At 67.0% G+C, this 26,578-nt stretch carries 35 protein-coding genes and 1 tRNA gene; 14 read left to right on the top strand and 22 right to left on the bottom strand.

The features are described 5' to 3' along the window. The first annotated feature begins 35 nt into the window (after positions 1–35). Together PARJ55_RS0105380 and PARJ55_RS0105375 are read left to right on the top strand one after the other, a co-directional pair. Entirely contained in the window at positions 36–659 is a 624-nt protein-coding gene (locus tag PARJ55_RS0105380) for a TRAP transporter small permease subunit (RefSeq protein ID WP_028712091.1), read from the top strand. After that, positions 656–2,578, top strand: coding sequence for a TRAP transporter large permease subunit (locus tag PARJ55_RS0105375; protein WP_028712090.1), 1,923 nt, complete (start codon positions 656–658; stop codon positions 2,576–2,578). The genes PARJ55_RS0105380 and PARJ55_RS0105375 overlap by 4 nt, the downstream gene beginning before the upstream one ends. 105 nt (positions 2,579–2,683) lie before the next feature. Here the strand turns inward: PARJ55_RS0105375 and PARJ55_RS0105370 are convergent, their stop codons facing one another. Further along, positions 2,684–3,808 (bottom strand): TRAP transporter substrate-binding protein, encoded by a 1,125-nt coding sequence (locus PARJ55_RS0105370; RefSeq protein ID WP_028712089.1) that lies wholly within the window; start codon positions 3,806–3,808, stop codon positions 2,684–2,686. 246 nt (positions 3,809–4,054) lie between these two features. Here PARJ55_RS0105370 and nrdR point away from each other — a divergent pair, with 246 nt between their 5' ends. Together nrdR and ribD are read left to right on the top strand one after the other, a co-directional pair. Then, positions 4,055–4,519: a transcriptional regulator NrdR gene (nrdR, locus tag PARJ55_RS0105365; protein ID WP_028712088.1), complete on the top strand. Its 465-nt coding sequence runs from the start codon at positions 4,055–4,057 to the stop codon at positions 4,517–4,519. Between the two features lie 14 nt (positions 4,520–4,533). Continuing rightward, a complete protein-coding gene (gene ribD, locus PARJ55_RS0105360; protein WP_028712087.1) occupies positions 4,534–5,526 on the top strand; it encodes a bifunctional diaminohydroxyphosphoribosylaminopyrimidine deaminase/5-amino-6-(5-phosphoribosylamino)uracil reductase RibD in 993 nt (330 codons plus the stop codon). Between the two features lie 179 nt (positions 5,527–5,705). Here the strand turns inward: ribD and PARJ55_RS0105355 are convergent, their stop codons facing one another. The 3 genes from PARJ55_RS0105355 to PARJ55_RS0105345 all read right to left on the bottom strand — a co-directional run bounded on the left by PARJ55_RS0105355 (position 5,706) and on the right by PARJ55_RS0105345 (position 10,380). Continuing rightward, positions 5,706–7,697, bottom strand: coding sequence for a capsular polysaccharide biosynthesis protein (locus tag PARJ55_RS0105355; RefSeq protein WP_028712086.1), 1,992 nt, complete (start codon positions 7,695–7,697; stop codon positions 5,706–5,708). A 4-nt stretch (positions 7,698–7,701) separates the two neighbouring features. Beyond that, a complete protein-coding gene (locus PARJ55_RS0105350; RefSeq protein WP_198019315.1) occupies positions 7,702–8,880 on the bottom strand; it encodes a polysaccharide biosynthesis/export family protein in 1,179 nt (392 codons plus the stop codon). Between the two features lie 99 nt (positions 8,881–8,979). Beyond that, on the bottom strand, positions 8,980–10,380 hold the full coding sequence (locus PARJ55_RS0105345; protein WP_371257418.1) for a capsule biosynthesis protein: 1,401 nt from the start codon (positions 10,378–10,380) through the stop codon (positions 8,980–8,982). 229 nt (positions 10,381–10,609) lie between these two features. Between PARJ55_RS0105345 and PARJ55_RS0105340 the strand changes: the two genes are divergently transcribed. From PARJ55_RS0105340 to PARJ55_RS0105305, 8 genes are all read left to right on the top strand, one after another. Next, positions 10,610–11,203, top strand: coding sequence for a riboflavin synthase (locus PARJ55_RS0105340; protein ID WP_028712083.1), 594 nt, complete (start codon positions 10,610–10,612; stop codon positions 11,201–11,203). Then, complete coding sequence (locus tag PARJ55_RS0105335; RefSeq protein ID WP_028712082.1) at positions 11,203–11,781, top strand: hypothetical protein; 579 nt, start codon at positions 11,203–11,205, stop codon at positions 11,779–11,781. Before PARJ55_RS0105340 ends, PARJ55_RS0105335 begins: the two co-directional genes overlap by 1 nt. Further along, positions 11,771–12,889: a 3,4-dihydroxy-2-butanone-4-phosphate synthase gene (gene ribB, locus PARJ55_RS0105330; protein ID WP_028712081.1), complete on the top strand. Its 1,119-nt coding sequence runs from the start codon at positions 11,771–11,773 to the stop codon at positions 12,887–12,889. Before PARJ55_RS0105335 ends, ribB begins: the two co-directional genes overlap by 11 nt. 4 nt (positions 12,890–12,893) lie before the next feature. Further along, positions 12,894–13,445, top strand: coding sequence for a 6,7-dimethyl-8-ribityllumazine synthase (locus PARJ55_RS0105325; RefSeq protein WP_028712080.1), 552 nt, complete (start codon positions 12,894–12,896; stop codon positions 13,443–13,445). Further along, positions 13,442–13,942, top strand: coding sequence for a transcription antitermination factor NusB (gene nusB, locus PARJ55_RS0105320; protein WP_028712079.1), 501 nt, complete (start codon positions 13,442–13,444; stop codon positions 13,940–13,942). The genes PARJ55_RS0105325 and nusB overlap by 4 nt, the downstream gene beginning before the upstream one ends. Before the next feature lie 109 nt (positions 13,943–14,051). After that, entirely contained in the window at positions 14,052–14,357 is a 306-nt protein-coding gene (locus tag PARJ55_RS0105315; protein ID WP_028712078.1) for a hypothetical protein, read from the top strand. Between the two features lie 415 nt (positions 14,358–14,772). Then, positions 14,773–15,708 carry a YdiY family protein gene (locus PARJ55_RS0105310; RefSeq protein ID WP_028712077.1) on the top strand — a complete coding sequence of 312 codons (936 nt, stop codon included), beginning with the start codon at positions 14,773–14,775 and terminating at the stop codon, positions 15,706–15,708. A 380-nt stretch (positions 15,709–16,088) separates the two neighbouring features. After that, positions 16,089–16,577 carry an MmcB family DNA repair protein gene (locus tag PARJ55_RS0105305; protein WP_028712076.1) on the top strand — a complete coding sequence of 163 codons (489 nt, stop codon included), beginning with the start codon at positions 16,089–16,091 and terminating at the stop codon, positions 16,575–16,577. Here the strand turns inward: PARJ55_RS0105305 and PARJ55_RS0105300 are convergent. Further along, positions 16,558–16,785, bottom strand: coding sequence for a DUF6324 family protein (locus PARJ55_RS0105300; protein ID WP_028712075.1), 228 nt, complete (start codon positions 16,783–16,785; stop codon positions 16,558–16,560). The genes PARJ55_RS0105305 and PARJ55_RS0105300 overlap by 20 nt on opposite strands. A gap of 113 nt (positions 16,786–16,898) precedes the next feature. Here PARJ55_RS0105300 and PARJ55_RS0105295 point away from each other — a divergent pair. Further along, positions 16,899–16,975, top strand: a tRNA-His gene (locus PARJ55_RS0105295). A 204-nt stretch (positions 16,976–17,179) separates the two neighbouring features. Next, positions 17,180–17,929, top strand: a complete 750-nt coding sequence (locus PARJ55_RS0105290; protein ID WP_028712074.1) for a hypothetical protein — start codon at positions 17,180–17,182, stop codon at positions 17,927–17,929. Between the two features lie 536 nt (positions 17,930–18,465). Here the strand turns inward: PARJ55_RS0105290 and PARJ55_RS23240 are convergent. The 17 genes from PARJ55_RS23240 to PARJ55_RS21495 form a co-directional block, all read right to left on the bottom strand. After that, complete coding sequence (locus PARJ55_RS23240) at positions 18,466–19,605, bottom strand: Hint domain-containing protein (protein ID WP_232215664.1); 1,140 nt, start codon at positions 19,603–19,605, stop codon at positions 18,466–18,468. A 1,042-nt stretch (positions 19,606–20,647) separates the two neighbouring features. Continuing rightward, a complete protein-coding gene (locus tag PARJ55_RS0105280) occupies positions 20,648–20,923 on the bottom strand; it encodes a pyocin activator PrtN family protein (RefSeq protein ID WP_232215663.1) in 276 nt (91 codons plus the stop codon). Then, entirely contained in the window at positions 20,923–21,564 is a 642-nt protein-coding gene (locus PARJ55_RS0105275) for an HNH endonuclease signature motif containing protein (protein WP_028712071.1), read from the bottom strand. The genes PARJ55_RS0105280 and PARJ55_RS0105275 overlap by 1 nt, the downstream gene beginning before the upstream one ends. Continuing rightward, entirely contained in the window at positions 21,561–21,800 is a 240-nt protein-coding gene (locus PARJ55_RS0105270; RefSeq protein WP_028712070.1) for a hypothetical protein, read from the bottom strand. The genes PARJ55_RS0105275 and PARJ55_RS0105270 overlap by 4 nt, the downstream gene beginning before the upstream one ends. Beyond that, entirely contained in the window at positions 21,797–22,117 is a 321-nt protein-coding gene (locus PARJ55_RS0105265) for a hypothetical protein (protein ID WP_028712069.1), read from the bottom strand. The genes PARJ55_RS0105270 and PARJ55_RS0105265 overlap by 4 nt, the downstream gene beginning before the upstream one ends. Continuing rightward, the gene (locus PARJ55_RS0105260) at positions 22,110–22,358 is read right to left on the bottom strand and encodes a hypothetical protein (protein WP_028712068.1); all 249 of its coding nucleotides are present in this window, start codon (positions 22,356–22,358) and stop codon (positions 22,110–22,112) included. Before PARJ55_RS0105260 ends, PARJ55_RS0105265 begins: the two co-directional genes overlap by 8 nt. Then, a complete protein-coding gene (locus tag PARJ55_RS0105255) occupies positions 22,351–22,542 on the bottom strand; it encodes a hypothetical protein (protein ID WP_028712067.1) in 192 nt (63 codons plus the stop codon). The genes PARJ55_RS0105260 and PARJ55_RS0105255 overlap by 8 nt, the downstream gene beginning before the upstream one ends. After that, complete coding sequence (locus PARJ55_RS23880; protein ID WP_156929429.1) at positions 22,535–22,702, bottom strand: hypothetical protein; 168 nt, start codon at positions 22,700–22,702, stop codon at positions 22,535–22,537. The genes PARJ55_RS0105255 and PARJ55_RS23880 overlap by 8 nt, the downstream gene beginning before the upstream one ends. Beyond that, positions 22,695–23,060, bottom strand: coding sequence for a hypothetical protein (locus PARJ55_RS23875; RefSeq protein WP_028712066.1), 366 nt, complete (start codon positions 23,058–23,060; stop codon positions 22,695–22,697). The genes PARJ55_RS23880 and PARJ55_RS23875 overlap by 8 nt, the downstream gene beginning before the upstream one ends. After that, the gene (locus tag PARJ55_RS0105240) at positions 23,057–23,272 is read right to left on the bottom strand and encodes a hypothetical protein (protein WP_036713838.1); all 216 of its coding nucleotides are present in this window, start codon (positions 23,270–23,272) and stop codon (positions 23,057–23,059) included. Before PARJ55_RS0105240 ends, PARJ55_RS23875 begins: the two co-directional genes overlap by 4 nt. 58 nt (positions 23,273–23,330) lie before the next feature. After that, a complete protein-coding gene (locus PARJ55_RS0105235; RefSeq protein WP_028712064.1) occupies positions 23,331–24,314 on the bottom strand; it encodes a DUF2303 family protein in 984 nt (327 codons plus the stop codon). A 12-nt stretch (positions 24,315–24,326) separates the two neighbouring features. Then, positions 24,327–24,698, bottom strand: a complete 372-nt coding sequence (locus tag PARJ55_RS0105230) for a hypothetical protein (RefSeq protein WP_028712063.1) — start codon at positions 24,696–24,698, stop codon at positions 24,327–24,329. Between the two features lie 227 nt (positions 24,699–24,925). Beyond that, on the bottom strand, positions 24,926–25,240 hold the full coding sequence (locus PARJ55_RS21500) for a hypothetical protein (protein WP_051416160.1): 315 nt from the start codon (positions 25,238–25,240) through the stop codon (positions 24,926–24,928). A 181-nt stretch (positions 25,241–25,421) separates the two neighbouring features. After that, a complete protein-coding gene (locus tag PARJ55_RS23870; protein WP_155987263.1) occupies positions 25,422–25,586 on the bottom strand; it encodes a hypothetical protein in 165 nt (54 codons plus the stop codon). Beyond that, positions 25,583–25,978 carry a hypothetical protein gene (locus tag PARJ55_RS0105215; RefSeq protein ID WP_028712062.1) on the bottom strand — a complete coding sequence of 132 codons (396 nt, stop codon included), beginning with the start codon at positions 25,976–25,978 and terminating at the stop codon, positions 25,583–25,585. The genes PARJ55_RS23870 and PARJ55_RS0105215 overlap by 4 nt, the downstream gene beginning before the upstream one ends. Continuing rightward, complete coding sequence (locus PARJ55_RS23865) at positions 25,975–26,241, bottom strand: hypothetical protein (protein WP_028712061.1); 267 nt, start codon at positions 26,239–26,241, stop codon at positions 25,975–25,977. The genes PARJ55_RS0105215 and PARJ55_RS23865 overlap by 4 nt, the downstream gene beginning before the upstream one ends. A 214-nt stretch (positions 26,242–26,455) precedes the next feature. Next, positions 26,456–26,578, bottom strand: a 123-nt coding sequence (locus tag PARJ55_RS21495; protein WP_036713836.1) for an ATP-binding protein, incomplete at its 5' end; no start/stop codon positions are given.

The following is a 26,578-nucleotide window of genomic DNA, read 5'->3' as shown; positions in this document are numbered from 1 at the left end:
TCGCGGGCCACAAGAACATTGAGGGAGGTTTTCACATGGGCGCCCTGCTGGGGCTTTCTCGCGGCATCGACCGCGTCAATTCGGTCATCGGCCGAAGCGTGAGCTGGCTGATCCTCGTCGCCGTTCTGGTCAGCGCCGGGAACGCGGTCATCCGCAAGGTGCTGAACACCTCGTCCAACGCCTGGCTGGAGCTGCAATGGTATCTCTTCGGCGCCGCCTTCCTCGGGGCCGCCGCCTATACGCTCAAGGAAAACGAGCATATCCGCATCGACATCATCTATGGCCTCTGGAGCCGGCGCCGCCAGCACTGGATCGACCTGATCGGGCATGTCTTCTTCCTGATGCCCTTCGTCACGCTGATGATCTGGTATCTCTATTCCTGGGCGATGCGCTCCTATTACCGGGGCGAGGTCTCGACCAATGCCGGCGGGCTGGTGCTGTGGCCGGCCAAGATGCTGCTGCTGGCCGGCTTCGTCATGCTGTTCTTCCAGGGCATTTCCGAGATCATCAAGAAGATCGCCGTCATGCGCGGCATCATCGAGGATCCGAACCCCTTCGTCTCGGCGCATGAGGCCGCGGCGCTGGAAAGCGAGACCATGGCCCGCGAGATGAAGGCCGCGCTGGAGGAAGACCGGCAGGACGGGGAGACCCGCAAATGATGGTCTTCATCGCGCAGAACATGGCGCCGATCATGTTCGCCTCGCTGGTGATCTTCCTGCTCTTCGGCTATCCGGTCGCCTTCGCGCTGGCCGCGAACGGGCTGTTGTTCTTCGTCATCGGCGTCGAGCTTGCGCCGCTGTCGGGCGGCAACATCAACCTCAGCTGGCCCTTGCTGAACGCCATGCCGGAACGGTTATGGGGGGTGATGTCGAACGAGACATTGCTGGCCATTCCCTTCTTCACCTTCATGGGCATCGTGCTGGAGAAATCCGGCATGGCCGAGGACCTGCTGGACACCATCGGCCAGCTTTTCGGCCCGATCCGCGGCGGTTTGGCCTATGCGGTGATCATCGTCGGCGCGCTCTTGGCGGCGACGACCGGCGTGGTCGCGGCCTCGGTCATCGCCATGGGGCTGATCTCGCTGCCGATCATGCTGCGCTACGGCTATGACCGGCGCATCGCCTCGGGCACCATCGCCGCCTCGGGGACGCTGGCGCAGATCATCCCGCCCTCGCTGGTGCTGATCGTGCTGGCCGACCAGCTCGGCCGCTCGGTGGGCGACATGTACAAGGGCGCGCTGATCCCCGGCCTGGTGCTGACCGGCATCTACATGTCCTATATCTTCGTGATGTCGATCATCCGGCCGAACAGCCTGCCGGCCCTGCCGAAAGAGGCGCGGACGCTGGGCTCGGGCGTGACATCGCTGCTGATCGCGCTGGCCCTGACGGCGGGCGGGGCCTGGCTGGCCTTCCGCTGGCTCTATCCGACGCATGGGCGGGATGCCGACATCCTGGCGCCGGCGCTGGCGGTGATCGTGATCTATGTGCTGGCGCTGCTGGACCGGGCGCTGAAGATCAACCTGATGTCGCGGCTGGCGCAGCAGGTCATCATCGTGCTCATCCCGCCGCTGGCGCTGATCTTCCTGGTGCTGGGCACGATCTTCCTGGGCATCGCCACGCCGACCGAGGGCGGGGCCATGGGCGCGGTCGGCGCGCTGCTGCTGGCAGGGGTCAAGAACCGGCTCAGCTATGACGTGATCCGCCAGGCGCTGCTGGCGACCACGCGGCTGTCGGCCTTCGTGATGTTCATCCTGATCGGGGCGCGGGTGTTCTCGCTGACCTTCTACGGCGTGAACGGGCATATCTGGGTCGAACACCTGCTGACCTCGCTGCCCGGCGGAGAATACGGCTTCCTGATCGCGGTCTCGGTGCTGGTCTTCCTGCTGGCCTTCTTCCTCGACTTCTTCGAGCTGGCCTTCATCATCGTGCCGCTGCTCGCGCCGGCGGCGCAGGCGATGGGTATCGACCTGATCTGGTTCGGCGTGCTCTTGGGCGTGAACATGCAGACCAGCTTCATGCACCCGCCCTTCGGCTTCTCGCTGTTCTTCCTGCGCTCGGTGGCGCCGAAATCCCCCTATCGCGACAAGGTCACCGGCCAGATGATGCAGCCGGTGACCACCGGGCAGATCTATTGGGGCGCGGTGCCCTATGTCTGCATCCAGCTGGTGATGGTGGGCATCGTCATGGCCTTCCCGGGGCTGGTCATGCATTACAAGGGCGCGCCCATCGATACCTCGAATGTCCGCTTCGAGATTCCCTCGGGCGGCGGGCTGGGGGGCTTGGGCGGTCTTGGCGGGCTGGGCGATCCCTTCGGCCAGCCCGCCGCGCCCGGAACTGCGACCCCTGGAACCGCGACCCCTGGAACCGCGGAACCCGGGACCGCGGCACCCGGCGGTATTCCGGCCCCGGGCGGGCTGGACGGTCCGCCGGATTTCGGCGCCCCCGCGACCCCGGCCGAGCCGCAGGACGGAGCGCCGGCCCCGGCGCCCGCCGCGCCTGCCGCTCCCGATGGCGGGCTGGGCGGCCTGTCGGGCCCGCCGCCGGGCCTGACCGCGCCGCAGCAGCCGGCGAACGACTGACGGGAAGGGCGGCCCCAGGGCCGCCTTTCCCTTGGCCTGCGCACAATGGAAAGGGCCGCCGCGATCTTCTCGCGGCGGCCCCGGTCGTTCCGGCAGCGGTTCGGCTCAGAGCGTGCCGTTGCGCTGCTGGATCATCATGAAGGTGTCATAGGTATATTCGGAAGTCTGGTTATAGAGATACCAGTCGCCCCGCGCCACCTTGATCGACTCCCAGATCTTCTTGAAGGGTTCGTTCGAGGCCTCCAGCTCGGCATAGACCTCGTTCGCGGCCTTGTAGCAGGCATCCAGGATCTCGGCGCTGAACGGACGCAGCTGGGCGCCCGAGGCCACCAGCTCCTTCAGGGCGATCGGGTTCAGGTGGTCGTATTTCTGCAGCATGTCGGCATCGACCGCCTGGCAGGCGGTGTGCAGCAGCGACTTGTAATTCTCGGGCAGCGATTCGTATTTCTCCTTGGCGAAGAAGAAATGCACCGTCGGGCCGCCTTCCCACCAGCCGGGATAGTAGTAATAGGGCGCGACCTTGAAGAAGCCCAGCTTCAGGTCGTCATAGGGCCCGACCCATTCCGAGGCGTCGATGGTGCCCTTTTCCAGGGCCGGATAGATGTCGCCGCCGGCGATCTGCTGCGGCACGGCGCCCAGCCGTTCCAGCACCCGGCCGGCAAAGCCGCCGACCCGGATCTTGAGGCCCCGCAGGTCGGCCACCGCGTTGATTTCCTTGCGGAACCAGCCGCCCATCTGCACCCCGGTATTGCCGCCCGGCAGGCCGAAGATGTTATGGTTGGCCAGGAATTCGTTATAAAGGTCGATGCCGCCGCCATGGTATTGCCAGGCGTTCATGGCCCGCGCCGACAGCGCGAAGGGCACCGCCGAACCCAGCGCGAAGGTCGGGTCCTTGCCCCAGCTGTAATAGCCGACCGTGTGGCAGGCCTCGACCGTGCCGTCGGTGACGGCGTCCTGCGCCTGCAGGCCGGGGACGATCTCGCCGCCCGCAAAGACCTGGATCTGGAACTTGCCGCCGGTGGCCTCGGACAGGTATTTCGACAGCACCTCGGCGCCGCCATAGATGGTGTCCAGCGATTTCGGGAAGGCCGAGGTCAGGCGCCATTTCACCTCCGGCATTTCTTGCGCGATGGCGGGCGCGGCCAGAGCGGCCCCGGCGACCGCCGTGGCGCCGCCGACCGTGGCGCGGGTCAGGAAGGCACGCCGGCCAAGCTGGTTGGATTCTTTCATGGGTTCCTCCGCGTTGATCGGCCTTCTCCTGGCGGCCGATATGCAGGGGAATGTTGCACGCGGCCGATACCCTGTCGAGACGCCCCGGCCGGATTTTTTGCCCGATCCGGGGCCCGCCGCCGGTTGCCGCAGCATCAGTCCGGGCCGCGCCGGGGATCGCCGATCTTGTGGCCGCATCATCGGACTACCCAAGCGATTTGGGCTTGCCTATACTGGCGGGGGTCCGGGACTTTGGGGGAACAAGGGATGCGCTGTCCTTTCTGTGGAAATGTCGATACGCAGGTCAAGGATTCGCGTCCGGCCGAGGATAACGTGGCCATCCGCCGCCGCCGCTTCTGCCCGGCCTGCGGCGGCCGCTTCACCACCTATGAGCGGGTGCAGCTGCGCGATCTGGTCGTGGTCAAGTCCAGCGGCCGGCGCGAGGATTTCGACCGCACCAAGCTGGAACGTTCGATCCGCATCGCCATGCAGAAGCGCCCGATCGAGCCCGAGCGCATCGACCAGATGATCTCGGGCATCGTGCGCCGGCTGGAAAGCATGGGCGACACCGACATCCCCTCGAAGGTCATCGGCGAGATCGTGATGGAGACGCTGGCCCGGATCGACACCGTGGCCTATGTGCGTTTCGCCAGCGTCTACAAGAACTTCCAGGCGGCGGACGATTTCGACAAGTTCGTCTCGGAGCTGCGCCCCCACGCGGTCGAGGAGTGAGCGACCGGCGCCACATGCGCCACGCGCTGGCGCTGGCACGGCGCGGCCTTGGCAATGTCTGGCCCAATCCGGCGGTGGGCTGCGTGCTGGTCCGCGGCGGCGCGGTGGTCGGGCGCGGCTGGACCCAGCCGGGCGGAAGGCCCCATGCCGAGGCGATGGCGCTGGCCCAGGCGGGCGCGGCGGCGCGCGGCGCCACCGCCTATGTCACGCTGGAGCCCTGCGCCCATCACGGCAAGACCCCGCCCTGCGCCGAGGCGCTGGTGGGTTCGGGGGTCGCCCGCGTCGTCACCGCCCTGACCGATCCCGACCCGCGCGTGGCCGGTCGCGGCCATGCCATCCTGCGCGCCGCCGGGATCGAGGTGGCCGAGGGTGTCTGCGAGGCCGAGGCGCGCGAGGTGCAGCGCGGCTTCCTGAGCCGCGTGCAGCGCGGCCGGCCGATGCTGACGCTGAAGCTGGCGGCCAGCTTCGACGGCCGCATCGCCACCGCCTCGGGTGAAAGCCAGTGGATCACCGGGGCGCGGGCCCGCCGCCACGTCCATGCGCTGCGCCTTGGCCATGACGCGGTGATGGTCGGCGGCGAGACCGCGCGCGCCGACCGGCCGGGGCTGAACGTGCGCGGCTTCGGCCCGGTGCGGCAGCCGGTGCGCATCGTGGTCTCGGCGCGCGGCTTGCCCGATCTGCCCGCCGAGGGGCCGGAGCATGGCCCGCTGTGGCGGGTCGCGGGCGACCCCGAGAGCTTCATGGCCGAACTTGGCGCGCGCGGGTTGACCCGGGTGCTGTGCGAAGGGGGCGGGGTGCTGGCGGCGGGCCTCTTGCGGGCGGGCATGGTCGATCAGTTGATCGGCTACAGCGCCGGCATCGTGCTCGGCGGCGACGGCCGGGCCGGGATCGGCGCGCTGGAACTGGCGCATCTGGCCGAGGCGCCGCGCTTTCGGCTGGTCGAGACGCGGCGGATCGGCCCCGACCTCATGCATCGCTGGCTGCGCGATGAAGCGGGGGACTGTTGATCCCGAGCAGGCTGCTGAAAAAGGATTTTAAGAGGGCGGCGCGGCGGAAATCGTTCTAGATCCAGCGAAGATCGGCCTGAAAAATGAGGCGTTTTTGACCGATTTAAGGCGGATTTCCCGGTTCCTCGCCCGCGTTGTCCCTGTCGCACGACTTTTTCAGCAGCCTGCCAGGGCGTGGTCTAGCGCCGCCAGAGCCAGGCGTAGCTGCTGAGCGCGCCCTGTGCCTTGGCCAGCCAGCGCAGCCCCGGGCCGCCCGCGGCCAAGCCGGGATCGCCCAGCCGTTCCACGGCGATCTCGGGCGGGCAGGGCAGGCCGCTGACCGGGTCGAAATAGCGCGGATAGGCGATCAGGGCGCAATGGATCAGCACCGCCAGATCGGCCCGCACCTGCCGCCGCGCCGGAATCGGACCCAGGTCGCGGGTCAGCCCCCAGCCGGCATAGAAGGGCGCGCCCAGCGTGGTTACGGGCAAGCCGCGCAGCAGCGCCTCGAACCCCAGGGTCGAGGTCATGGTCCAGACCTCGTCGACCTGGCCCATCAGCGCATCGGCGGCAGCGTTGCGGGCCACGACATCTGCCAGCCGGCGCATCTCGGCCTCGGGGATCAGGCCGGGGCGCAGGCCGGCCTCGACATCGGGATGCGGCTTGTAGATCAGCACCGCATCCGGGTTCTCGACCCGGACGCGCTGCAGCAGGGCCAGGTTGGTGCGCACTTCGCCGGCGCCGAGGCGGATCGAGGCGTCGTCCTCGACCTGGCCCGGCACCAGGATGCGATGCCCTGCCGGCAGCTCGGGCATCCGGCCGCCAAGGTTGTATTTGGTGATGCCGGATTCGACCAGCCGGCGGGCCAGATGCAGCGCCCGATCACGCCCGCCGGGGGGCAGGGGCCCGGTCATCAGCCGCTCGAAGCGGCTTTCGCGGCCGGGGTCGTAATAGATCCCCAGGTCGTCGGCGACCAGCGACAGCGGCGGCACCAGCGCGGCGCCGAGCCCGCGCGAGCGCAGGAAGCCGTCTTCGACCCGCAGCGCGCCGGGGGTCTCCTCCGCGCGGCCGGCCCAGGCCAGGGTCACCTTGGGCCCGGGTTTCGCGGTGAAGCGCAGGCCCCGGCCGCTGCCGAAGAACCGCGCCATGAACGGGCGTTTCCACAGCCGGATGCCATAGGCCAGGTGCCCGGCATGGTCCTGGCACCAGGCGCGGGCCTCGGCCTCGATCTGGCGCAGCGCGCCCTCGAAATCGGTGAGCCGGTCGCGGCAGGGATCATACCAGACCGGCGCCAGCAGGTGGCTGGCCGCGAAGAGCTGTTCGATGCTGGCCGGGCGGCGGCGGGGCATGGGATGCTGGTCGTCGCTGAGCCCCCAGCCGGCATAGAAGGGCCGCCCGAAGACGCGGGGCCGGTGCCCGGCCAGCATCGCCTCGTAGCCCAGCTGCGAGGACAGCGCATAGACCCGCGCCGCACCCGCGAGCAGCGCCCAGGGCGAGAGGGCGCTGTCGCAGAAGAGCTCGCCCGGGCGCAGGTCCTCTGCGGTGAAATGGCCCGGACGCAGGCCACGCGCCGTCTCGGGGTGGCTGCGGATCACCAGCGGCAGGCCGGGATTCTCGTCGCGGGCCGCGGCCAGCATGTCCAGGAAGTCGGCCCGGGTGGCGCCCAGCAGCGAGGCGTCGCCCCGGGTCTGGTCGATGACCAGCACATAGCCGGGGGCGGGCGGTTCCAACCCCGGCAGATGGGCATTGTATTTCGACAGATCCGCGGCGATCAGCCGGGCGATACCCTGCCGGGCGGCGTCCAGATGCGCCCGGCTTTGCGGCGCATGCACCAGGCTTTCGATCAGCGAGGGCGCCTCGGGGTCGAAATGCAGCCCGACCGGGTCGATCAGCAGGCCGATGGGGCCGCGCCGCGCCACCGGCCCGCGCGCCCGCCCCGGCAGGACCGAGCGCAGGAAGGCGTCCTCGACCCGCACAAGCCGCGCGCCGCGCCGGGCGGCAAGCGCCTTGCCGCGCCAGGCGGTCGAGCTGTCGCCCCAGATGCCGACATGATCGTCGCGACCCGGCAGGCCGATGCGCGGCGACCAGCCGGCCAGTTGCAGGATGCGGCGCAGGCGCGGGCGGGTCAGGAACCCGGCATTGCATATGAAAAGCCGCCGGGAATCCCCGGCGGCCCTGTCCTTCGGCAGCATGTGCTTACTCGAAGGCGCTGTTGGCGGTACCGACCTCGGCGGCGGTGCCCAGGATCGACTGCAGCGTCTTGCGCCACTGCACGAAGGGCGCCTCGGTCACATAGACGGTATCGCCGTCGCGGATGACGAAATCGCGCGCCAGGAACATGCCGTCGGGCTTGGTCAGGTCCAGCACATAGGCGACGCGCTGGGTGCCGTGGACGTCGTTGCGGCCCAGCACGGCGCGCGCCACGCCCTGCGGCTCGTCGCGCAGCACGAAGACGCCCTTCGGATCGGCCAGCGAGGTGCTGAGGCCGCCGACCATCGCCACCGCCTCGATGGCGTTGATCTGCTCGTTGCCCAGCGGCACCTTGGTCTGGCCCCCAAGCGCGCCAAGCGCGGTAAAGCTGCGCTCGTCCTCCTCGACCAGGATGACGTCGCCGGGGCGCAGCGCGATGTCGTTGCGCGCGTTGGAGTAGAGGTCGCGCAGCCAGACCTTGCCGCTGGCATTGCCGCGCTTGACGGTCACCACGGCGATCTCGGGCTCGATCGAGACGCCGCCGGCCTTGGACAGCATGGCCGAAAGCGTGCGGGTCGGGCGTTCGATCGGATAGACCCCCTGGGCGGTCACCTTGCCCATGACCGAGACGGTCGCGCCGTCGCCCGCGACGCGGGTGACCATGACCTGCGGGTCGGGGGTCTGGGTTTCCAGCTTCTGGGTGATGATGCGGCGCAGCTCCTCGGGGCTGTTGCCCGCCGCCAGCACCCGGCCGGCATAGGGCACGAAGATATAGCCCTGGCTGTCCACCTGCAGCTGGGTGAGCTGGGTCGAGCTGGAGCCCATCGAGGCCAGCAGCCCGTCATCGACGTTTTCCCAGATCGACAGGCCCAGCACGTCGCCGGGACGGATCTCGTCGGCGCCCACGGCGGAGGCCGAGCGGAAATCGGCCGAGAAACCGTAGGCGGGCGTGTAATTCGCCGCCCGGTTCACCCGGTCGTCGACATGGACGATATGCGAACTGCCGCCCTTTTCCACCGCGCCCGACATGATCTCGTTCTTGGTGGGACCGGAACGCGGCAGGCCGCAGGCCGAGACCAGAAGCATCGCCCCGACAAGCGCCGCCTGGGTCAGGCGTGCGGCGAGCGAGCGCGCGCGAAAAGGCGCCGCACCGGTGCCAAGGGGCGAAAAACTAACGTGCGTCAAACTGTTACTCCTGTCCTCTCGCGCGATTCCCGGATCGCAGGTCGTATTTTTCCGGCACGTTACCGCAGCGTCTCCGGGTTTTCCATATTTTTGCCCCGCTCAATCGTCTCGCGTGCCCATCTGTTGCCGATATTTGCCGCGTCCGGCGAAAAGCGCCTGATAGGGGTCCTCGGGCGCCAGCATCATGTCCACGACGATCCGCAGCGCATGCGCGCGCGAATGCGAGGCGTAGAAACCGCCCGGCACCTGGCTGCTTTCCAGCAGGAAGTCGCGATAGCGCCGATAGGCCAGCGCATGCGGCGGGCGCGGATCGTGCAGGAATTCCGCCAGGCTCTGGTCCGAGACCAGACCCGGCTTGTCGAAGACCGCGCTGCCCATGGCCTTGACCGGCAGGCCGCGCCACAGCGCCTGCTGGGCGGCGGTCGAGTTCACCGTCACCGCCGCGCGCGCCTGGTTCATCAGCCGCGCCAGCTTGCCGCCGCGCACGAAATGCACCCGCTGTTCGATCCCCAGCGCCCGGGCCTTTTCCAGGATGGCCTGACGGATTCCGCCGCGCCCGTCCTCGAGCGGGTGGGCCTTGAAGACGATGCGATGGTGGCAGGGCGCCGAGCGGGCGAATTCGATCAGCACCTCGTCGGTGAACTCGGCCATGCGGGAATAGGGCGAATGGGCGACGAAGTTCGAATCGTGTTCCAGCTGCATCAGCACCAGCACATAGGGAAAGCCGCCGCGGCGCACCGCGCCGGCCTCGCGCATCCGCGCCAGCGCGTCGAAGGGCGTCAGCAGGAAGCGGCGCAGGTTCAGCCGGAATTCCTGGAACACGCCGATCTGGCGATGGGTGCGATAGCCCGGATAGCGCCGGTTCGCCACCAGCACCATGAAGTGGTAGAGCGCGCCATAGAACTTGTGCTGGCGCATGTCGCCCCAGCGTGCCGGCGGGCGATTCATCTCGCCGACGCGGTTGCGCAGCGCGTTGCGCATCTCGCGCAGGGGGATGCGCATCAGCGCCGAATGGCCGTTCGAGCCGCCGCGCTCATAGGTGATCCAGAACGGGCGCAGATAGCCCTCTTCGAAGACATGCAGCACCAGGTCGTGGCGCTGCGCCGCCTCGCGCGCCGCGGCATGGACGGGGCGCACGTCGCCGTAAAGCACGATGTCGGTCACGCCCTTCTCGGCGATGATGCGGTCCAGATGCGCCGGCCAGTCCGCGGGCCCGCCGGCATGGCGGATGAAACGCGCCTTGTCGGACCAGAAGAATTCGTCCCCGGCGTTGAATCCCACCCGCCAGACCTGCGCCCCGGTGTCGCGCAGCAGCCGCCCGACCCGGTCGAAGAACGGGCCGTGCGGGCCCTGCAGCATCAGGAACACCCTTTTCTCGGCCGGCAGGGCCGCCGTCGCGGCCACGGCGGCAAGCGGCCGGCCGGCGGGCGCGGGCGGTCTGGCGGCCTGCGGCGCGGGTTTCGGCGGGGTGGCACGCAGCTGGCGTGATCCTGTCGTCATGGCATTCGGCATCGGAGCCCTGGAATCTGGTTCATGCAGGAATTGGGCTTTTCGCTACAGGCGGGGCCCGGCCACCGGGGTCATGCCTCCTCTGATTGCACCAAAAACCCGCCTCTGTCACGGCCTTTCCCGATTCTCGCTTAACCGGCGTTAACACCTGTTGCGGCTTTGCTTGAAGATCGCGCCCCAAGGCTCTAGTTCTCGGGCAGCACGAAGGAAGGGGGCGTCCATGTTTACCGGCATCATCACCGATATCGGCGAGGTTTCCCGCGTCGAGATGCGCGGCGACATGCGGGCGCGGATCTCGTGCCATTACGAGATGGCGGGGGTGGACCTGGGCGCCTCGATAGCCTGCGACGGCATCTGCCTGACCGTGGTCGAGAAGGGCGCCGACTGGTTCGACGTGGATATCTCGGCCGAGACCATCTCGAAGACCAATATCGGCGCGAACGGCTGGGCGCCGGGCCGGCGGCTGAACCTCGAGCGCGCGCTGCGCGTCGGCGACGAGTTGGGCGGTCATATCGTCTCGGGCCATGTCGACGGCGTGGCGGTGATCGAGGAGATGCGCGACGAGGGCGACAGCACCCGCATCACCTTCCGCGCGCCCGAGGCGCTGGCGCGCTTCATCGCGCCCAAGGGCTCGGTGGCGCTGAACGGCACCTCGCTGACGGTGAACGAGGTCGCGGGCAGCCGCTTCGGCGTGAACGTCATCCCGCACACCCAGGCGGCGACCACCTGGGGCGAGGTGCGGGTCGGCGACGAGGTGAACCTGGAGATCGACACGCTGGCGCGCTATGTCGCGCGGCTGGCCGAGGCGGGCTGATGGCGGGCATCGGCCATAATCGCGGCCCCAGCCTCGACCCCGCACCGGGGCGCGGCTTTCGCGCCCATGCCTGGGCGGTGGCGCGGCGCGAGCTGCTGGGTGCCCGGCTGCCGGTCGAGGTGGTGCGGATGCAGGTGCGCCGGGCCAGGCAGCTGGGACTGGACTACAAGACCTATGCCGGGGTGCGGGCGACGACCGGGCGGGACCTGGTCGCCTTTCTTTATTCGACGAACGCGCTGGGGGTGTTCCGCGACGGCCAGCCGGTCGGCGCCGCCGAGCGCCGGCGCATCGCGCAAAGCGCGGCCGCGCCGCATCTGGGCTGCGCGCCGGGGCTTGCGCCGGATGCGCTCGCGGTGCAGATCGGGGCGGTCTCGGCCGGGCACCTGCCGCCCTTCGGCGACAGCTGGTCGGCGGTCCGGGACAGGATGAAAAGCTGGCTGCGGGCGCAGGGCCTGCCCGGCGACGCGGTGCTGATGATCGGCGAGACCGACCATGAGCGGGAAATGATGACGGCGGGCGGTCTGGCGGGTTTCGTCACCGGCCAGAGGTTCTTTGCAGGAGCGGCGGATGCAATATGAAAAGCCGGGACCGGTCGAGCGCGACTGGTCCGACGCGATCTCTCCCATCGAGGAGATCATCAACGAGGCCCGCAACGGCCGCATGTTCATCCTGGTCGATCACGAGGACCGCGAGAACGAGGGCGACCTGGTCATCCCCGCGCAGATGGCCACGCCCGATGCGATCAACTTCATGGCCACGCATGGCCGCGGCCTGATCTGCCTGGCCATGCCGGCGGCGCGCATCGATGTGCTGGGGCTGCAACTGATGAGCCCCAAGAACTCCAGCCGGCACGAGACCGCCTTCACCATGTCGATCGAGGCGCGCGAGGGCGTGACCACCGGCATCTCGGCCCATGACCGCGCCCATACCGTGGCGGTGGCCATCGACCCGACCAAGGGGCCGGCCGATATCGCGACGCCGGGCCATGTCTTTCCGCTGCGCGCCCGCGACGGCGGCGTGCTGGTCCGCGCCGGCCACACCGAGGCGGCGGTGGACGTGGCGCGGCTGGCCGGGCTGAACCCCTCGGGGGTGATCTGCGAGATCATGAACGAGGACGGCACCATGGCCCGGCTGCCGGACCTGATCGCCTTCGCGCAGAAGCATGGCCTGAAGATCGGCACCATCAGCGACCTGATCGCCTATCGCCGCCGCCACGACAACCTGATCGCCGAACGCGGCCAGCGCGCGGTGCATTCCCTGCATGGCGGCGACTGGATGATGCGCATCTTCGCCGACGAGACCACGGGCGCCGAGCATATCGTGCTGACCAAGGGCGACCTGACCGCGCCCGGCCCGGTGACGGTGCGCATGCACGTGCTGGATCCGCTGCACGACGTGCTGGGCATCGGGCGCGAGAATGCCGGCACCCTGGACGCGGCCATGCGCATCATCGCCGAAGAGGGCCGGGGCGTGGTGGTGCTGTTCCGCGACCTCGAGCCGCGCCTGCCGCGCCAGGGCGAGGTCTCGTCGCATGTGCTGCGGCAATACGGGCTGGGGGCGCAGATCCTCTCGGCGCTGGGTCTGTCGGAACTGGTGCTGCTGACCAATTCGGCGCCGGTCAAGGTGGTCGGGCTTGACGCCTACGGGCTTTCGATCCATTCCACCCGTTCGATTCCCAAAGAGTGACCCCATGGCCGCCAGCATCGAACATTACCAATTGCCGCTGCCCCGGATCGAGGGCGGCGCGCGCCTGCTGATCGTGGTGGCGCCCTATTACCGCCAGATCGCCGACGGCCTGATCGCCGGCGCCCGCGCCGTGGCGGAAGCCGCCGGCGCCGCGGTCGATCTGGTCGAGGTGCCCGGCGCGCTGGAAATCCCCAGCGCCATCGCCCTGGCCGCCGGCCGCAATCTTTATGACGGCTATGTGGCGCTGGGTTGCGTGATCCGGGGCGAGACGACGCATTACGACACGGTCTGCAACGACAGCTCGCGCGGGCTGACGCTGCTGGGCCTGCAGGGACATTGCATCGGCAACGGCATCCTGACGGTCGAGAACGTCGAGCAGGCCGAGGTCCGCGCCGACCCGCTGGGCCAGAACAAGGGCGGCGGCGCGGCGGCTGCGGCGCTGCACCTCGTCGCGCTCAAGCGGGGCTGGGCGGCGCAGTCGCCGCGCGGCGATGCCGCGCCTCCGCGCGACGTGATCAAGCTGGCCGGCGAAATCGACGGGCCGGGCAGCGCATGAGCGGGGCGGGCGACAAGACGCGCCGCGAGGGCGACCGGCAGGCACGGCAGGCCCGCGCCGCCGCCGCGCGGCTTTACGCGGTGCAGGCGCTGTTCCAGATGGAGGCTGCCGGCCTGTCCGCCGACCGGGTGCAGCGCGAATTCCTGAACTGGCGCATCGGCCGCGAGGACGAGGACGAGGACATGGTCTCGGCCGAGGCGGATCAGGCGCTGTTCACCCGAATCGTCGATGATGCCGTCACCTGGCAGTCGCGCATCGACCAGATGACCGACCGGGCGCTGGTGGCGAAATGGCCGATCAACCGCATCGATCCGGTGCTCCGTTCGGTCTTCCGCGCCGCCGGGGCCGAGCTGGTGACGCCCGGGACCCCGCCCAAGGTGGTGATCACCGAATATGTCCGCCTGGCCCAGTCCTTCTTCGCCGAAGGGCGCGAGTCGAAATTCGTCAATGCCGTGCTGGACCACATGGCCCGCGAGGCCCGGCCCGAGGCTTTCTGAAGCGCCGCGCGCGGGGGACGGGGCATTCTGACGCGGCCGGCGTTTTCCCTTCGGCAGCCGGGGCATTCGCGCTAGAATGCGGGGACTCGTCCGCAGCCCGGGGAAGGACATGCCGCAACTGGTCCGGCTCTATCTGGTCAGCATCGCCGTCGGCCTTGCGCTGGCGCTGATCTTCACCGCGCTGCTGCTGGCGCTGGACGTGGCCACGCTGCGGCATCTGGTGACCGCGACGCGCGGCGGCTGGATCGCGGTGCTGATGCTGGTCTTCTTCCACACCATCCTGTTTTCCGGCGTGCAGTTCGGCATCCGCGTCATGCTGATGGCGCGCCGGGACGGCCCGCGCGGGGGCCTGAGGCAGAAGATTCGCCGCCCGCAGGCGCCCGCCTTGGCCTCGGTCGCGGCGCCCCGGCGTTGACGGTCCGGCACCGCCCGCATTTTTGCCGCGCCACTGTGGGTCTTTCGCAACAATTTTACCTTGCCGGAGGCGCTTCAGAACTGCCTTTTTTTCAGGCAGGCGGTTTTCGTCATCCTCGTGATTCGCGCCCGTCATTTTTCGTGAGCCTTGTGGTGTCCTATTACCAACTGACCGGGCAGGAGAAATTTTCACGCAACCTGAAGGAGAGATGGTTCCATCACTTTTTGCCGTGGTCCATTTTCCGCCGAGCCGCCGGTTCCGAAGAAACTTCACGTTTTTGAGAGTCCGGCCCCAGTTTTGCAGGGCTCTTTATCGTCCTGCGGCGGGGTTCTACCTCTGACCCAGCAGAGATGCTCGTGGCTTCGGGAAAGCCGGCGCCACGGACACGAAACGGTTCGGAAAAGGACTGACCAAGATGAAGACGCTTGCTTACCTCGCCGGTGCCACGGCGCTTGCCGCCGCCTTCTCGGCCCCCGCTTTCGCGCAGCCGGAGATCGCCACGGGCGCCAACGCGACCGGCATTTCGGATGTCAATGAACAGATGAGGGACGTCGAAGAGGCGGTCCGCGACGATTTCGACCGCTCGTCGGACGCCTATCGCTTCGGCAATCCCGAGCGTCGGGACGGCCTCTACGGTTCGGTGGCGCTGAGCTATGTCGGCCGCACCGGCAACAGCGAAAACCAGGACTTCAGCCTGGCCGGCCGCCTGTCGCACAACCAGGGCCCGTTCTCGCAGTCGGTGGGTATCCTGCTTGAATACGGCGAGAACAACGCCGGCGACACGGATACCGAGAAGACCTATGTCATCTATGAAGGCATGTACAGCTTCAACGACCGTTTCTATGCCTTCGCCCTCGGCCGCCTGGCGACCGATGCGCTGGCCAACGATCCGGTCAGCCTGGCCACCGATCAGGACTTCAGCGATCTGGACGGCCGGCTGAAGCGGGACGCCTATTTCGGCGTCGGTCCGGGCTATCGCATCATCAACAACGACACCACCGCCTGGCGCGTGCAGGCCGCCATCGGCGTGCGCTACACCAAGGCCGTGGACGTCCTGTCGGTGGATCCGACCGACCCGCTTACCGGCACCTATGAATACGACACGAACACCGAGACCGGCTACCTGCTGTCCTCGCGGTTCTACCACCGTATCAACGACAATTTCTTCATCACCAACGATACGGACTACCTGACCTCGGACAGCAACGACACGGCCACCAACGAACTGGGCCTGAACTTCAAGATGTCCGAAGCCTTCGCGACCCGCGTGTCCTACAAGACCGAATATGTCTCGGATCGCGCGATCCGCACCGACAACACGCTGGGCGTGTCGCTGGTCTACGGCTTCTGATCCGGAAGCCAACCCTCCTCTCTCTCACGGGCGGCCTTCGGGCCGCCCTTTTTTGTCGCCGGCAGCAGCGGGCACGGTGCGGGGAAGAGTGCGCTTCCTCGCGGGGCAGGGGATCAGGCGGGGAAAAGAAGGCGGCGGGAACCGCAGCGACCGTGGCGGCGCAGGTTTCCCCGAAAGCCTGGATGTCCAGGTGGGAACCGGATAACGGGACCAGGGCCCCGACAGAGCCAGCCCCCTCGGTGAAGTTATAGGCCAGTGAGAAAAATGGCCGCGCACGAGAAGAGCAGAAACCCGCCAGCCCCCTAGATAGGGCGGCTGCTCGCCTGCCGCAAGGGCGGGATGGGCTTGCAAGATGTTTCCGTTTCGTTCATGTTCGGGACATGAAGCGCGCCGCCGATCTGCCCTCCGACCTGCCCGACGATCTGCTGCCCGCCCTGCCGGGCCAGCGGTTGGCGCGCGGCGTGGCGCGGCTGCTCACCGGGCTTGGCCATGCGGCGCTGCCGGAATTCGTGCCGGCGGGCGGGTTGCGGGTCGATGTGATCTCTGTCTCGCCCCGGGGCGAGATCTGGGTGGTCGAATGCAAGAGCTGCCGGGCCGATTTCGTCTCGGACCGCAAATGGCAGGGATACCTGGAGTTCTGCGACCGCTTCTTCTGGGCGGTGGACGCCGGTTTCCCCGAGGATCTGCTGCCCGAGGGCTCGGGCCTGATCCGCGCCGATCCCTGGGGGGGCGAGCTGATCCGCATGGGCCCCGAATCGCGGCTGGCCGGCGCAAGGCGCGCGCGGCTTCTGCGCGACATCGCCCGGGTCTCGACGGCGCGGCTTCTGGCGCTGACCGATCCGAGGGGGATCAGCGGCGCGGCTTCCTGACGCCCTTGCCCGGCTTGGCGGGGCCGCCGATGCTGCGGGCGGCCTCGGCGGCGGCCAGCAGTTCCTCGGCGATTTCCTCGGCTTCCTCGGGGTCGAAATCCAGCGGCAGGTCGATATTCTCGCCCTCGACATAGATCCTGACCATGCCGCGGTCGGTGGGACCGATCTGCAGATTGGCGGCGATATCGCTTTGGCTGTTGATGCTCATGGGACTCTCCTGGCGCCTGGCCCTTGGATCTGGGGATTTTCCTTAACCCGCATGCGAAAAACCGGCAAGACGGGCTTGCGCAGGCGGCGGGCTGGGGCTAGATACCCGCCTGTGCCGCCTTAGCTCAGTTGGTTAGAGCGCTAGATTGTGGATCTAGAGGTCCCCCGTTCGAGCCGGGGAGGCGGTACCACCGCAATCACCCATCTGTCAGGCATTTCCCGTCGCCATCCGGCTGCGAAATCCGCGCTGCCGCGCCCATGACCGGGCCCGCTCGGCACGGCCGGGTGCGGGAGAAGGATTTTCTCTGTCCGCCGCCGAAAAAACACGTCTTATCTTGTCGTGTTTTTAGGCCGGCCATGCTACCGTGGCCTTGAGCTATTCGGAGGATTTCCCGATGCGGCAGAAATGTCCCGGTTTCAGGATCATCGGTCCCGAGGGCTGCCCGGTCGCGCAACGTGCGGCGCTGGCGCTGGTCCTGCGGGGGCAAAGGATCAACTGGCTGGTCGGAGCGCGGGCTCGGCTGGTGGTCGAGCAGGCGAACGGCGTGGTGATGGCGATCGAGGACGGGCTCGCCATGATCGAGCTGATCGAGGACCTGCATCCCGACCGGCGCCTGCATCCCGCCAATCCCGAGCTGCGCGCCAGCCACCGCGAGATCATGGGCGGTGCCTTGTGCGCGCAAGGCGCCCTTGCGGCGGTGATCGCGGCGCGGAACCTGCGCGATCTGGACATCGCGGTGCATGACCTGCGCAACCGGCTGGCGCGGATCGAACATGCGCTGCCGGACGGCGACCCGAACCCGCCGCTGGCCAACCTGGACGTCGCGCTGCTGCCGCTGCTGTGGCGCATCGCCCTGCTGGACCTGCGCCACGACACCCATCTGGCCGACGGCATGCCGCGCTGCAACCGGCGCCTTGCCGCCGCGCTGCGCCATCCGGCGGTGCGGCAGGTCCTGGACCGCGGCGCGGGGCGGCGCTTCCTGGAAGAGGTGGCCCGGCGCGGCGCGGTCCTGGCCCTCGACGATCCGGGCAGCGCATGGGAGCGGCATTTCGAACCCGCCAGGGGCAGCGCAACGGACGGCGCCCTGCTGTTCCTGCGGCCGGGCGCCGGGGCCGGTCCGGTGATGACCCGCAACATGGGATAGGCCGGACCGCTGCGGGCTTGGCCGGCACTGCCATTGCCTGCCATAGCGACCGCCTTGCGATGCAAGGACCGGAGGCGGTCAACGGTAAAGGGTTCGGCCCATGGCTTCGGCCGAACTGCCGGCAAGGTTCTGGAACGGGCGGCGCGGCTGTCCGTGGCGCCGAGGGACTGGCGGAACAAGTAAGAAAGCGATGTGAGAGCGGCTTCCAAGAGACAATCCGGAAGTCAAGAAAAACCCTTGGCAAGGGCGGCCGAAGACGGCAGGGCCGCCTTCGATCCCGGCCGACAGATCGGAGCGGCAATCAAGCGCGCCGGGCGCTGAAACTGCAGCGGGCGGACCCCGAGGGCCCGCCCGATCAGAGGGGTCAACCACACCGCCGTTTGACCACGATGGGCATATTGCCGAGAGCGCGCCATGCGGCAACCTGCCGTCTTGGTTAGCATCGGCAATTGAATCGAGCGATCTGCAGCGCCCTGCTGCGGGACAGCAAAGGGCCACGGATTTCTCCGTGGCCGCGCGGCAGCTCTGCGCCCCGATCAGCAGACCAGCGGGCGATGGTGCTCGATGTGACGGACCGTCAGCTTCCGGGCCTTGCGGCCCGAAGGCAACGGTCGTGCGGGCTGCGGCACGAACTCCTTTTCGCGAAGCTCGGGGAACAGGGTGAAGATCTCCTCCCGCGCCGCCTGGCCCACCGACTGAAGCGCCTGCGCCCCGGTATAGAGCGATTCGGTCGGCGCGCCGTTCGATGTCACCACCTCGTGCCGGTCGAAAAGCAGATGGAAATATTCGACCTCGTGCAGGTCCTCGGCGACATCGACGCCCTCGATCTGCAAAAGCTGCTTGGCCGCGACCAGCACCTCGGTGGCGCCGAACATCTTCAGGGCCACTTTCGACCGGACAAGAACCCGGTGCTGGGGCGACACCAGAAGGTCCGAGGACGGGGTTTCCGTCCCCAAGGCACCGGCCTTGATGCGGATGGGCAGCAGCTTCGGCGTCGCCTTCAGCGCCGAGGCGCCGAGTTTCACCGACCCGATCCAGCGGAGGGGCTGATGGCCGTTATCCAGCGTCTGAACCAGATCTCCCACCTTGAGACTTTCGATCGGCCGCGAGCCATCGGCGCATTCGATCAAGGTGCCGCGAACGAAACAGACGATGTCCGTTTCAAATATGTCGGCGTTGAAGCCGATGGTGGCTACGGTGTTGTCGATCGGCGTGGCCGACAAGACCTCGACCTTTGAGAATCGCGTGATGCTGTCCCAATCGTTCACGGTGCTCGCCGATGGGCGAAAGAACAGATCACCGTTGCTCATCTGAATGAGAACGCCGTTCTGCTGCACCACGGAAGGATTGCCGTCTTCATCATGCACGGTGATCGCAAAGCGGGCGCTTACGAAGGTCGTTATCGTGACCCCACTTTGCGGGTCGCCAGCGGGATCAGTATAGGAAAACTGGCTGGCCGGCTGTTGAGCGGTGCCCTGATAGGTCGTCTTAAAATGATTGCCACCGCTGGTATAGTAATCCCCGGTCAATTCTACCGGCTTGATTTCATCCTTGCCTTCGGCCGTCCAGCCGACGATCTGGTTGGCTTGGGTCTGACTGATATTGCTGCCGGGCGTTGGATCAAGCAATGGTTGACGATTGCCGATCCACATGAGGTTTACGGTTGTATCAGGCACTGCACTCTCCTCGTGCAAGTTACCGATCCGCTTGGCGTAATGAGAGAAAAATTGTTCTGCTCACCCGCCTTGGAGGGTGTTGCTTTAAGCTCCATGGGACTCAACTTGTCCTTTTAGTCAGGTTGCGGAAAAGCTCGGAAAGCGGCGCGGGCAGGGCGAAAGAAGCGGCCGGCATATAAACAGCAGAAAGCCCCGCAGAATGGGGAGCTTTTGCATTTCGACCGAGAGCTATTCATGCGCTTGTTTCTTCACGTCCTCGGGCGGCGCGATTTTGTCGAACCGTGCCCCGACGGTCCGTTTGTCGCCAGTCGCCCGCAAATATATCTCTGCGAGCCTGGCCAATTCCGAGGGTCCGAGAAGCTTGCGGCCTGCCGCATCGTTTTTCCATCTTGGACAGCCGCGACACGCCCCCATGGCGCGGGTCGTATAAATGCAGGTCCTCAATGCCGAGAAGCTGGCCCCCCGGCGAATGTCGCGCTCGCCGCGGGGTGGTGTAGGGAAGATCCGCTCGTGATTGTGGCCCATCGTCTGCACGACTTCAGCATTTGGGCCTTCACCTTGCCGATCCGTTTGGTGGATCGCATCCGCCAGGGTGGCGCCGCCAGCCCGCGCGCCCTCCTTCTTCTCGAAGCCGGCCGTCTTCTTCCGGCCTCCAACCAGGCCTACCCGGCGGGTCGGCTTTCGACGCGGAGGCCCTTCTGCCGTCTCGCATTATCCGGACCTGTGCGGTATAGACGACGGTGCTGTCCTTGAGGCGGCGCTCGGTGATGGTCCTGTCGGATGTGCTCAGGTCTCTGCGAACCTTGCCAATCCCAGGCAAAGCAAAGACGAGAACCGGACCAAACCAGTAAAAACAAGGCAGGATCAGACGGCCCGACCAGTGTTGAAAATGGCTGAAACGGACAATTTCATCCGTAAAAACAATAGCGCGCGGCTGTCCGTTGCGCCGATGATGGACTGTCGGGACAAGTCAGAAAGCGACGGAAAATCATATCGCTAAGGGCGGTTTGGAAATTTAAGCAAAATTTTTAGCAAGAGCGCCCTATCGGCCGAGCGCTCTGGCTTCCTTCCGGGCCGATTCCGCCCGCGCATCGATGTAGGCTGCAAGGTCCGAAAGATGCACCATCTTCGCGCCCTTCTGGCTGTTCTCCATCCGAACAAGCGGCAGTGGGATCTCGCCGGTCGAGACCTTCCGCAGGAAGACGGGCAGGGTGAGCGGGGCGAAGAAGTCCTGGCACACCACATCGGCGCCGATCATCGCCCGGCCTTCGTATTGGGCCATGAGCAGCCAGATGGTATTGATTCCCTGCTTGCCCATCACGCCTTCCCCTTCCTGACCTCGCGGGCACGATACTCCAGCTTGGCGGTCGCCATGATCGCCGGTTTCAGCTCGGCCGGCGCGCTGTCGTAGTTGCGCCCGAACCGACCATTGAGCCGCGGCAGCATCGCGCGCGGCACGGCCTCCCAGTTGCTCGGGTCGGTATTGGTCCTGTCGCCGTCCAGGCATTTCAGGGCATGGCCGGCCGGGATCGGACCATTCTCTTGTTCCCAGAGGTATCGGTGTTTCATGACCCGGCGGGTGTCGGCGCCCGTGTGAGGGTTGGTTTCCGCTACGATGATCCAGACGTAGCCGTCCTTGGGGTCGATAGATTCATGTCCCGGTCCGCGCCAGGTGTGAGGCCTGCTCCCCGGCTTGAAGGTCGTCGCCATTACCTTGGCCCTGACATGGTCAGGCATCGGCTTGCCCTTGTTATGCGATACCTGGCCGGGAACGAACTGCCCGGTGCGCCCGGTCAGCCATCCGTTGCGCTTGCAGAGGGCTTTGAAATTCGAGAGCGAGACATCCTGCCGCATGAAGCGGGCGCAGAACAGGGTATAGGCTTCCGCCCGCGGCAGTTCCTTGTGCGCCTCGATCCAGGCCAGCTCCTCGGGTTCGTAGACAATGGCGCGCCCCTTCATGGCTCGCTTGCTCCGATTTTGGGCAGCATCGGCAGGATGCCTTGGCCGTGTTCGGCAAACAGCTTCGCCGCCTTCAGCTGCAGATCAGCATTGCCGACGATGCGATCGGCGACGGAAACGATCGCATCCGCGCGCTTCGCCTCCTGTTCGATCTGCTCGGGTGTCAAGGACTCGTCGGCCAAGCGTTCCAACTGAGCGAACAAGTGGTTGTTCAGATCTCCGAGCTTGTTTTTCATGACGTGACTCCTTCGATGGCGGCCAGCTTGCGCTCGGCGGCGGCTATCCAATTGCGGAAGGCCTGTTGCAGGCCCGCCGTTCCGCTCGAGCTGATGCCGTGCATGCGGATGGTGTTGGTCCACGCCTTGTCGTGGATCCGGGCGCCGTAGGTGGCGCGCAGATGGTCGGCGAGGGCCTCGGCGGCTGCGCGGTGCTGGCGGTGCTGATCCGCCCAACCTGCGGCGTTGTCACCGATCATCGGCAGAGCATCCAGGCGCTGACGCAGGTCGGCAATGGTGGATTGCACCAGTTGCGGATCGATGCGGTGCTTAGGCATCGAGCTTTCTCCCCTTGTTTCCCCAGAAGTCGGTGCAGGCGGCGATGGCGTGCCGCGCCATGGCCTCAATCGCGGCCTCAGGCCTGCCGCCCGTGCGCATCGTGATCAGGACGAATGCGCACATCAGGTCAGCGGCTGCGGTTGCAGCATCGCCGCCCAGGTTCCCGGCGTTGAGGCTGGCGGTCACCACGAGCGCTTCGATGCGCTTCTTGATCGTCTCTTCGTCGTGACGGTCAGCCATGGTCTTCCTCCCCAGCCGCGACCCACAGGCAGACCGCGATGGCCGTGACGCCCGCGATGGTGGTCGGCCAGAAGCCGAACGCCGCTCGCATCAGATGGAGGACCACATAGATCAAGGTGATCGCCAGCGCCGTGGTCAGGCCATCGATAAGCGTGCGCAGCATGCGTTTGAGCCGGTCACCCATCGCCTACCTCGCATTCCATCGGCTTCTCGCCCTCGGCGGTCGGCAGGAAACCGGTGCCGCGCAGCCATTCCCATTCCTCGTCGGTGCCGAGGTATTCGACCCACTCGCCCTCGCCGCGCATCTGGCCGGGGCCGGCCTGCTTGATCCAGCGATCAGACATCTGCCTGGCCTCCCGACAGTGCGCGCAGGGCGGATTCGGACAGGCGGAACAGATACATCGCCTCCTCGCCGGGATCGCCGGGAATACCTAGCCGTTCTGTCCGAGCCGCCAGTAGCACCTTCGCTGCCTCTGCGATCCTCGGCGGCGCCTCGCCGCGCTGGTTCCACCGCCTCGCGGAATCCGCCTTCGCCAGCGTGAACCGCACATCTGGGTCGCCCTTGGCGGTGCCAACGACATCCTTCGTCCACCGTGGCGTCATGGTGGTGTTGCAGGCAAAGCTGTTGCACCGGACGGCGGCGCCGGTGTAACTCGCGGGCCCGCCGCAGAATGGGCAGGGCAGAAGTTCTGTCCCGTTCATCCCGCATACTCCCAGCAATCCATATCCGCGTCGGCGCAGGCTTCCGGCCCGTCCTCGCGCTGATCGGAATCGGCCCAATAGGTCGGTGCGACCTCCCGGGCGTATTCCTCGATGGATGAACCGTCGGCGAACTCGGTGCCGCCGACCAGCACCATGTGATTGACGAAGCGCTCGATGAACGCCGCCTCGGTCATATCTTCCTTGTCGGACATTGTTCCGCTCCTCTGACCATTCGGGATGGCAGCGCCGCAGCGCTGCGCACCGGAAGGGTCAATCCGCGCCGATCTCCGGCCGGCCCATCATCAGGGGCACGCCGGTTTCGCCCTGGGCGTAGTGCATCGCCTCCCGGGCCGCATCGCGCAGCGCCGCATCGGGGTTGTAGATCGAGGCGATGAACTTCACGTCCTGGCCGGCCTTGCGATAGCGGAAGCGCACGGCGAGACGGTAAAGCGCGCCTTCCTCGAAAACCGGGATCGCGATCATGAAGAGGTTCGGCAGGGTCAGCGGGCTTCCGTCCGGGCTGCGATGCTCGGTCAAGAACTGCACCTGCGCCTCGCCGGTGTCCCGGTTGGTCTTGACCTCGATGTGCCCGACCTCGTGGATCTTCAACTCGCGCGACAGCAGGTTGATCGCGGCATACTGACCGAACCGCCCCTGGATCTTGGCGGCGATGTCGATCATCCGCTGTTCCCAGTCCTCGATCTGGTCACCAGGCTTGCCAAGCAGGGCGGGGGTGGGGTCGAGGAAGTCGCTGGCCTGGGCCTCGATGAATTCGCCGAACACGTCCTTGTCGAGGGCCTTGCCGTCAATCGCGCTCCAGCGCTTCCATTCTTCGGAAACGGGGAAGTCATAGACCGCGCGGTGCCGGCCATAGTTCGCGGCCGGGTCGCCGGCTTCCGGCGCAACCACCGGGGCGCCCTGGCCGTGGTAGTCGATCACCGAAATCAGCTTGGGCGCAGGATGGATCTGGCCGAACAGTACGGTATCGGCGCCCTTGAAGCGATTGGTCCAGCTGATCAGGCTATCCAGATCGGCCAGGACCGCCTTGCCGGTGCGCTGGCGCGGCTTCAGCGCCTCCATCACGGCGCGGTGCTTGGCAGTCAGATCCTCGATGCGCAGGCCCTCGGGCACGGCGGCGATAAAAGGCGCCTCGGGCGTATCCGCCGTCGGCATGCTGATCAATTGCACCTCGCCCAGGCGGGGCATCTCGGCCAGCAGCGTCTCGGCGATGTTCTTCGGGGTTTCGGTGGTCATGTGGACTGTCCTTTACTCGGCCGCGCGCAGCTCGCGCCGGCCGTTGCCGGCGTCGCGGATTTCCATGCGGGATTGCGCGGGATTGTGGGTGGTGATGCCGCCATCGCCGGTCATCCAGGCGACGGCCTTGCGCTTGGGCGACTTGGGCCCGACGATCTTGTCATCCATCGTCATCTGCGTCGCGCCGAAGGGATCGACGGAAACATCGATGGTGATCGTGATCTTGCCCTTAGCGGTGGTCGAATACTGCTGCGCAAAGCTGCGCATCTCGACATTGTTGGCCTCGATCCGCGACAGCAGGTCGGGCAGGTAATCGCCGCCATCGGCAAGCGATAGCATCTGGTCGAGGCTGCGCAGCTGCGGCGCGGAAGATGGGATCTCCATAACGTCCTCTGATCTGAAAGGTTGGGAAGGAACCGGCCCGGCACCTCGCCGGGCCGCAGGCATGCGCGGCCCCCGGCTACCAGCCGTCGCCGTAGCCGTAGCCGTCGCCGTAGCTGCTATGTATCGCGCTGCCCTGCTGGATCACCGGAACGCCCGGTGCGTCGGATGTAGCAGATGCTCCCTGATCAGCGATCAGGGAGGGGACCTCGGTGCTGTCCGTACCCATGTCACGCGCCCGCCAGGTGCTTGTCCCAGACGGCCGGGACAGCGTCGATCAGATGCACGACCGAGCCCACGGGCGCGTGCAGCGTCCCGGCCGGGTCCAGCTTGGTGTTGGCCTTGGGCCCTTCCAGGGCCAGCTCGCCCAGACCGCGCGAGGTGCCCCAGCGGCGGATGCACTGCGCGCCGGTGACGGTCAGCATGCCACCCTCCAGGCTGCAGTAGCCGACATAGACAAAGCCGCGATCCAGCACCGCGATCTGCGGTTGACGGTCGGTGGCCTCGGGCGCCGCGACAGGTGCGGCAGCGGTTGCGGTGTTCATGGACAATTCCTCTTTCTGCAAAGCCCGGAACCGCCGGGCGTGGTGTGAAAGGAAAGGTGCTGGCCGCCCTGGACACGGGAGGGAGGGAGGAAGCTCAAGCCAGAGCGGCCAGCCAGTGGGGATGCGACGAAAGCAGCCAGGCGCACCCATCTCGACGAAGGACCGAAGCCCTCCGACAATCTCAGACCTGATCGGCAAGCACCTTGCGGGCTTCGACCAGCAATTCGGAATTTCCCAGATGCGCCAGCTGCTCAGCCATGCGCCGAACCAGATCCCGCAAGCGCAGGTTCTCCTCGATCAGCGCCGGCGCGCGCTCGGCCATCAGCTGCGGGTCCAGGATCGTCACGGCCGAACCCCCGCCGATCCCTCCGACAGCGCCACCCAGCCCGCCTCGCGCGCCTGCACGGCTGTCGGCGCCACAAAGTCCAGCACCGCGCCCCAGTCGATCTGACCGAGCAACACTCCGGCCCCGATCCCCAGGATCACCAGCAGTACCGCGCCGAGCCAGATAAAGACCATCGCCCAGGACACCGGCCGCCGCTGATCGGGTTCGCCCCAGCCAAGCCCGGCCTCGGGAACGCCATGGATGCGGACCAGATCATCGGGCGCATAGTCATGCACCGGCACACCAGCCCCGCGCCGATAATGCACCCCGCGCAGTGCGATCTCCTCGGCTTCGGCCTCGACCCGCCGCCGGCGCGCATCCAGAACCGAGCCATGATTGCGGGCGGGCGTCATGCCGCACCCCGGCGCTTGAACCGGACGGCGGACACATCGACCAGGTTGATGGCCACGGACCGCTCGGGCTGGCGAATGGCCGCAAAGCAGTTCGAAATCCCGTCCATGGGCATGTTGGCCAAGTGCCCGAACAGCGTGTCAGCGTCCTTCGCGCTGACGTTGCAGATCATGAGCTCCTGCCCATCACGAAAACGAACCGTCAGATCACCAGCCGCCGAAGCCTCGGCCGCCTGCGTCTCGGTCTTGAGGGGTGCTGTCGTCACCGGAGTTCTCCCAGTCGGCGGGGTGCCGATGGGGGGAACGCTAATTTGGCAAATGCCAAACGTGTCAACGGCGGAGCAAAAGTCGGCCGGGGCGGCGGCGTAAAGTCCGGCCAGTTGGGGGGTGCGCCATGGCGCGCGCGCTGGCCACATAGCTGGCGCGAGCCATGGCGCACTGGCCCCTTAGGGCCAATCGTGGGTAGATATTTTATGGTGATCAGCGCTGTTTACGGGCTGTGCTGTTGGCGAGGCGATAGCTTTCGCCGTTCATCTCGATGATGTTGACGTGGTGGGTCAGTCGGTCGAGCAGCGCGCCGGTGAGACGCTCGGAACCGAAGGT

It is taken from the genome of Paracoccus sp. J55 (assembly GCF_000513975.1).
Lineage (GTDB): Bacteria > Pseudomonadota > Alphaproteobacteria > Rhodobacterales > Rhodobacteraceae > Paracoccus.
The sequence above is the reverse complement of the archived record's forward strand: the minus strand, read 5'-3'. Positions and strand labels throughout refer to the sequence as shown.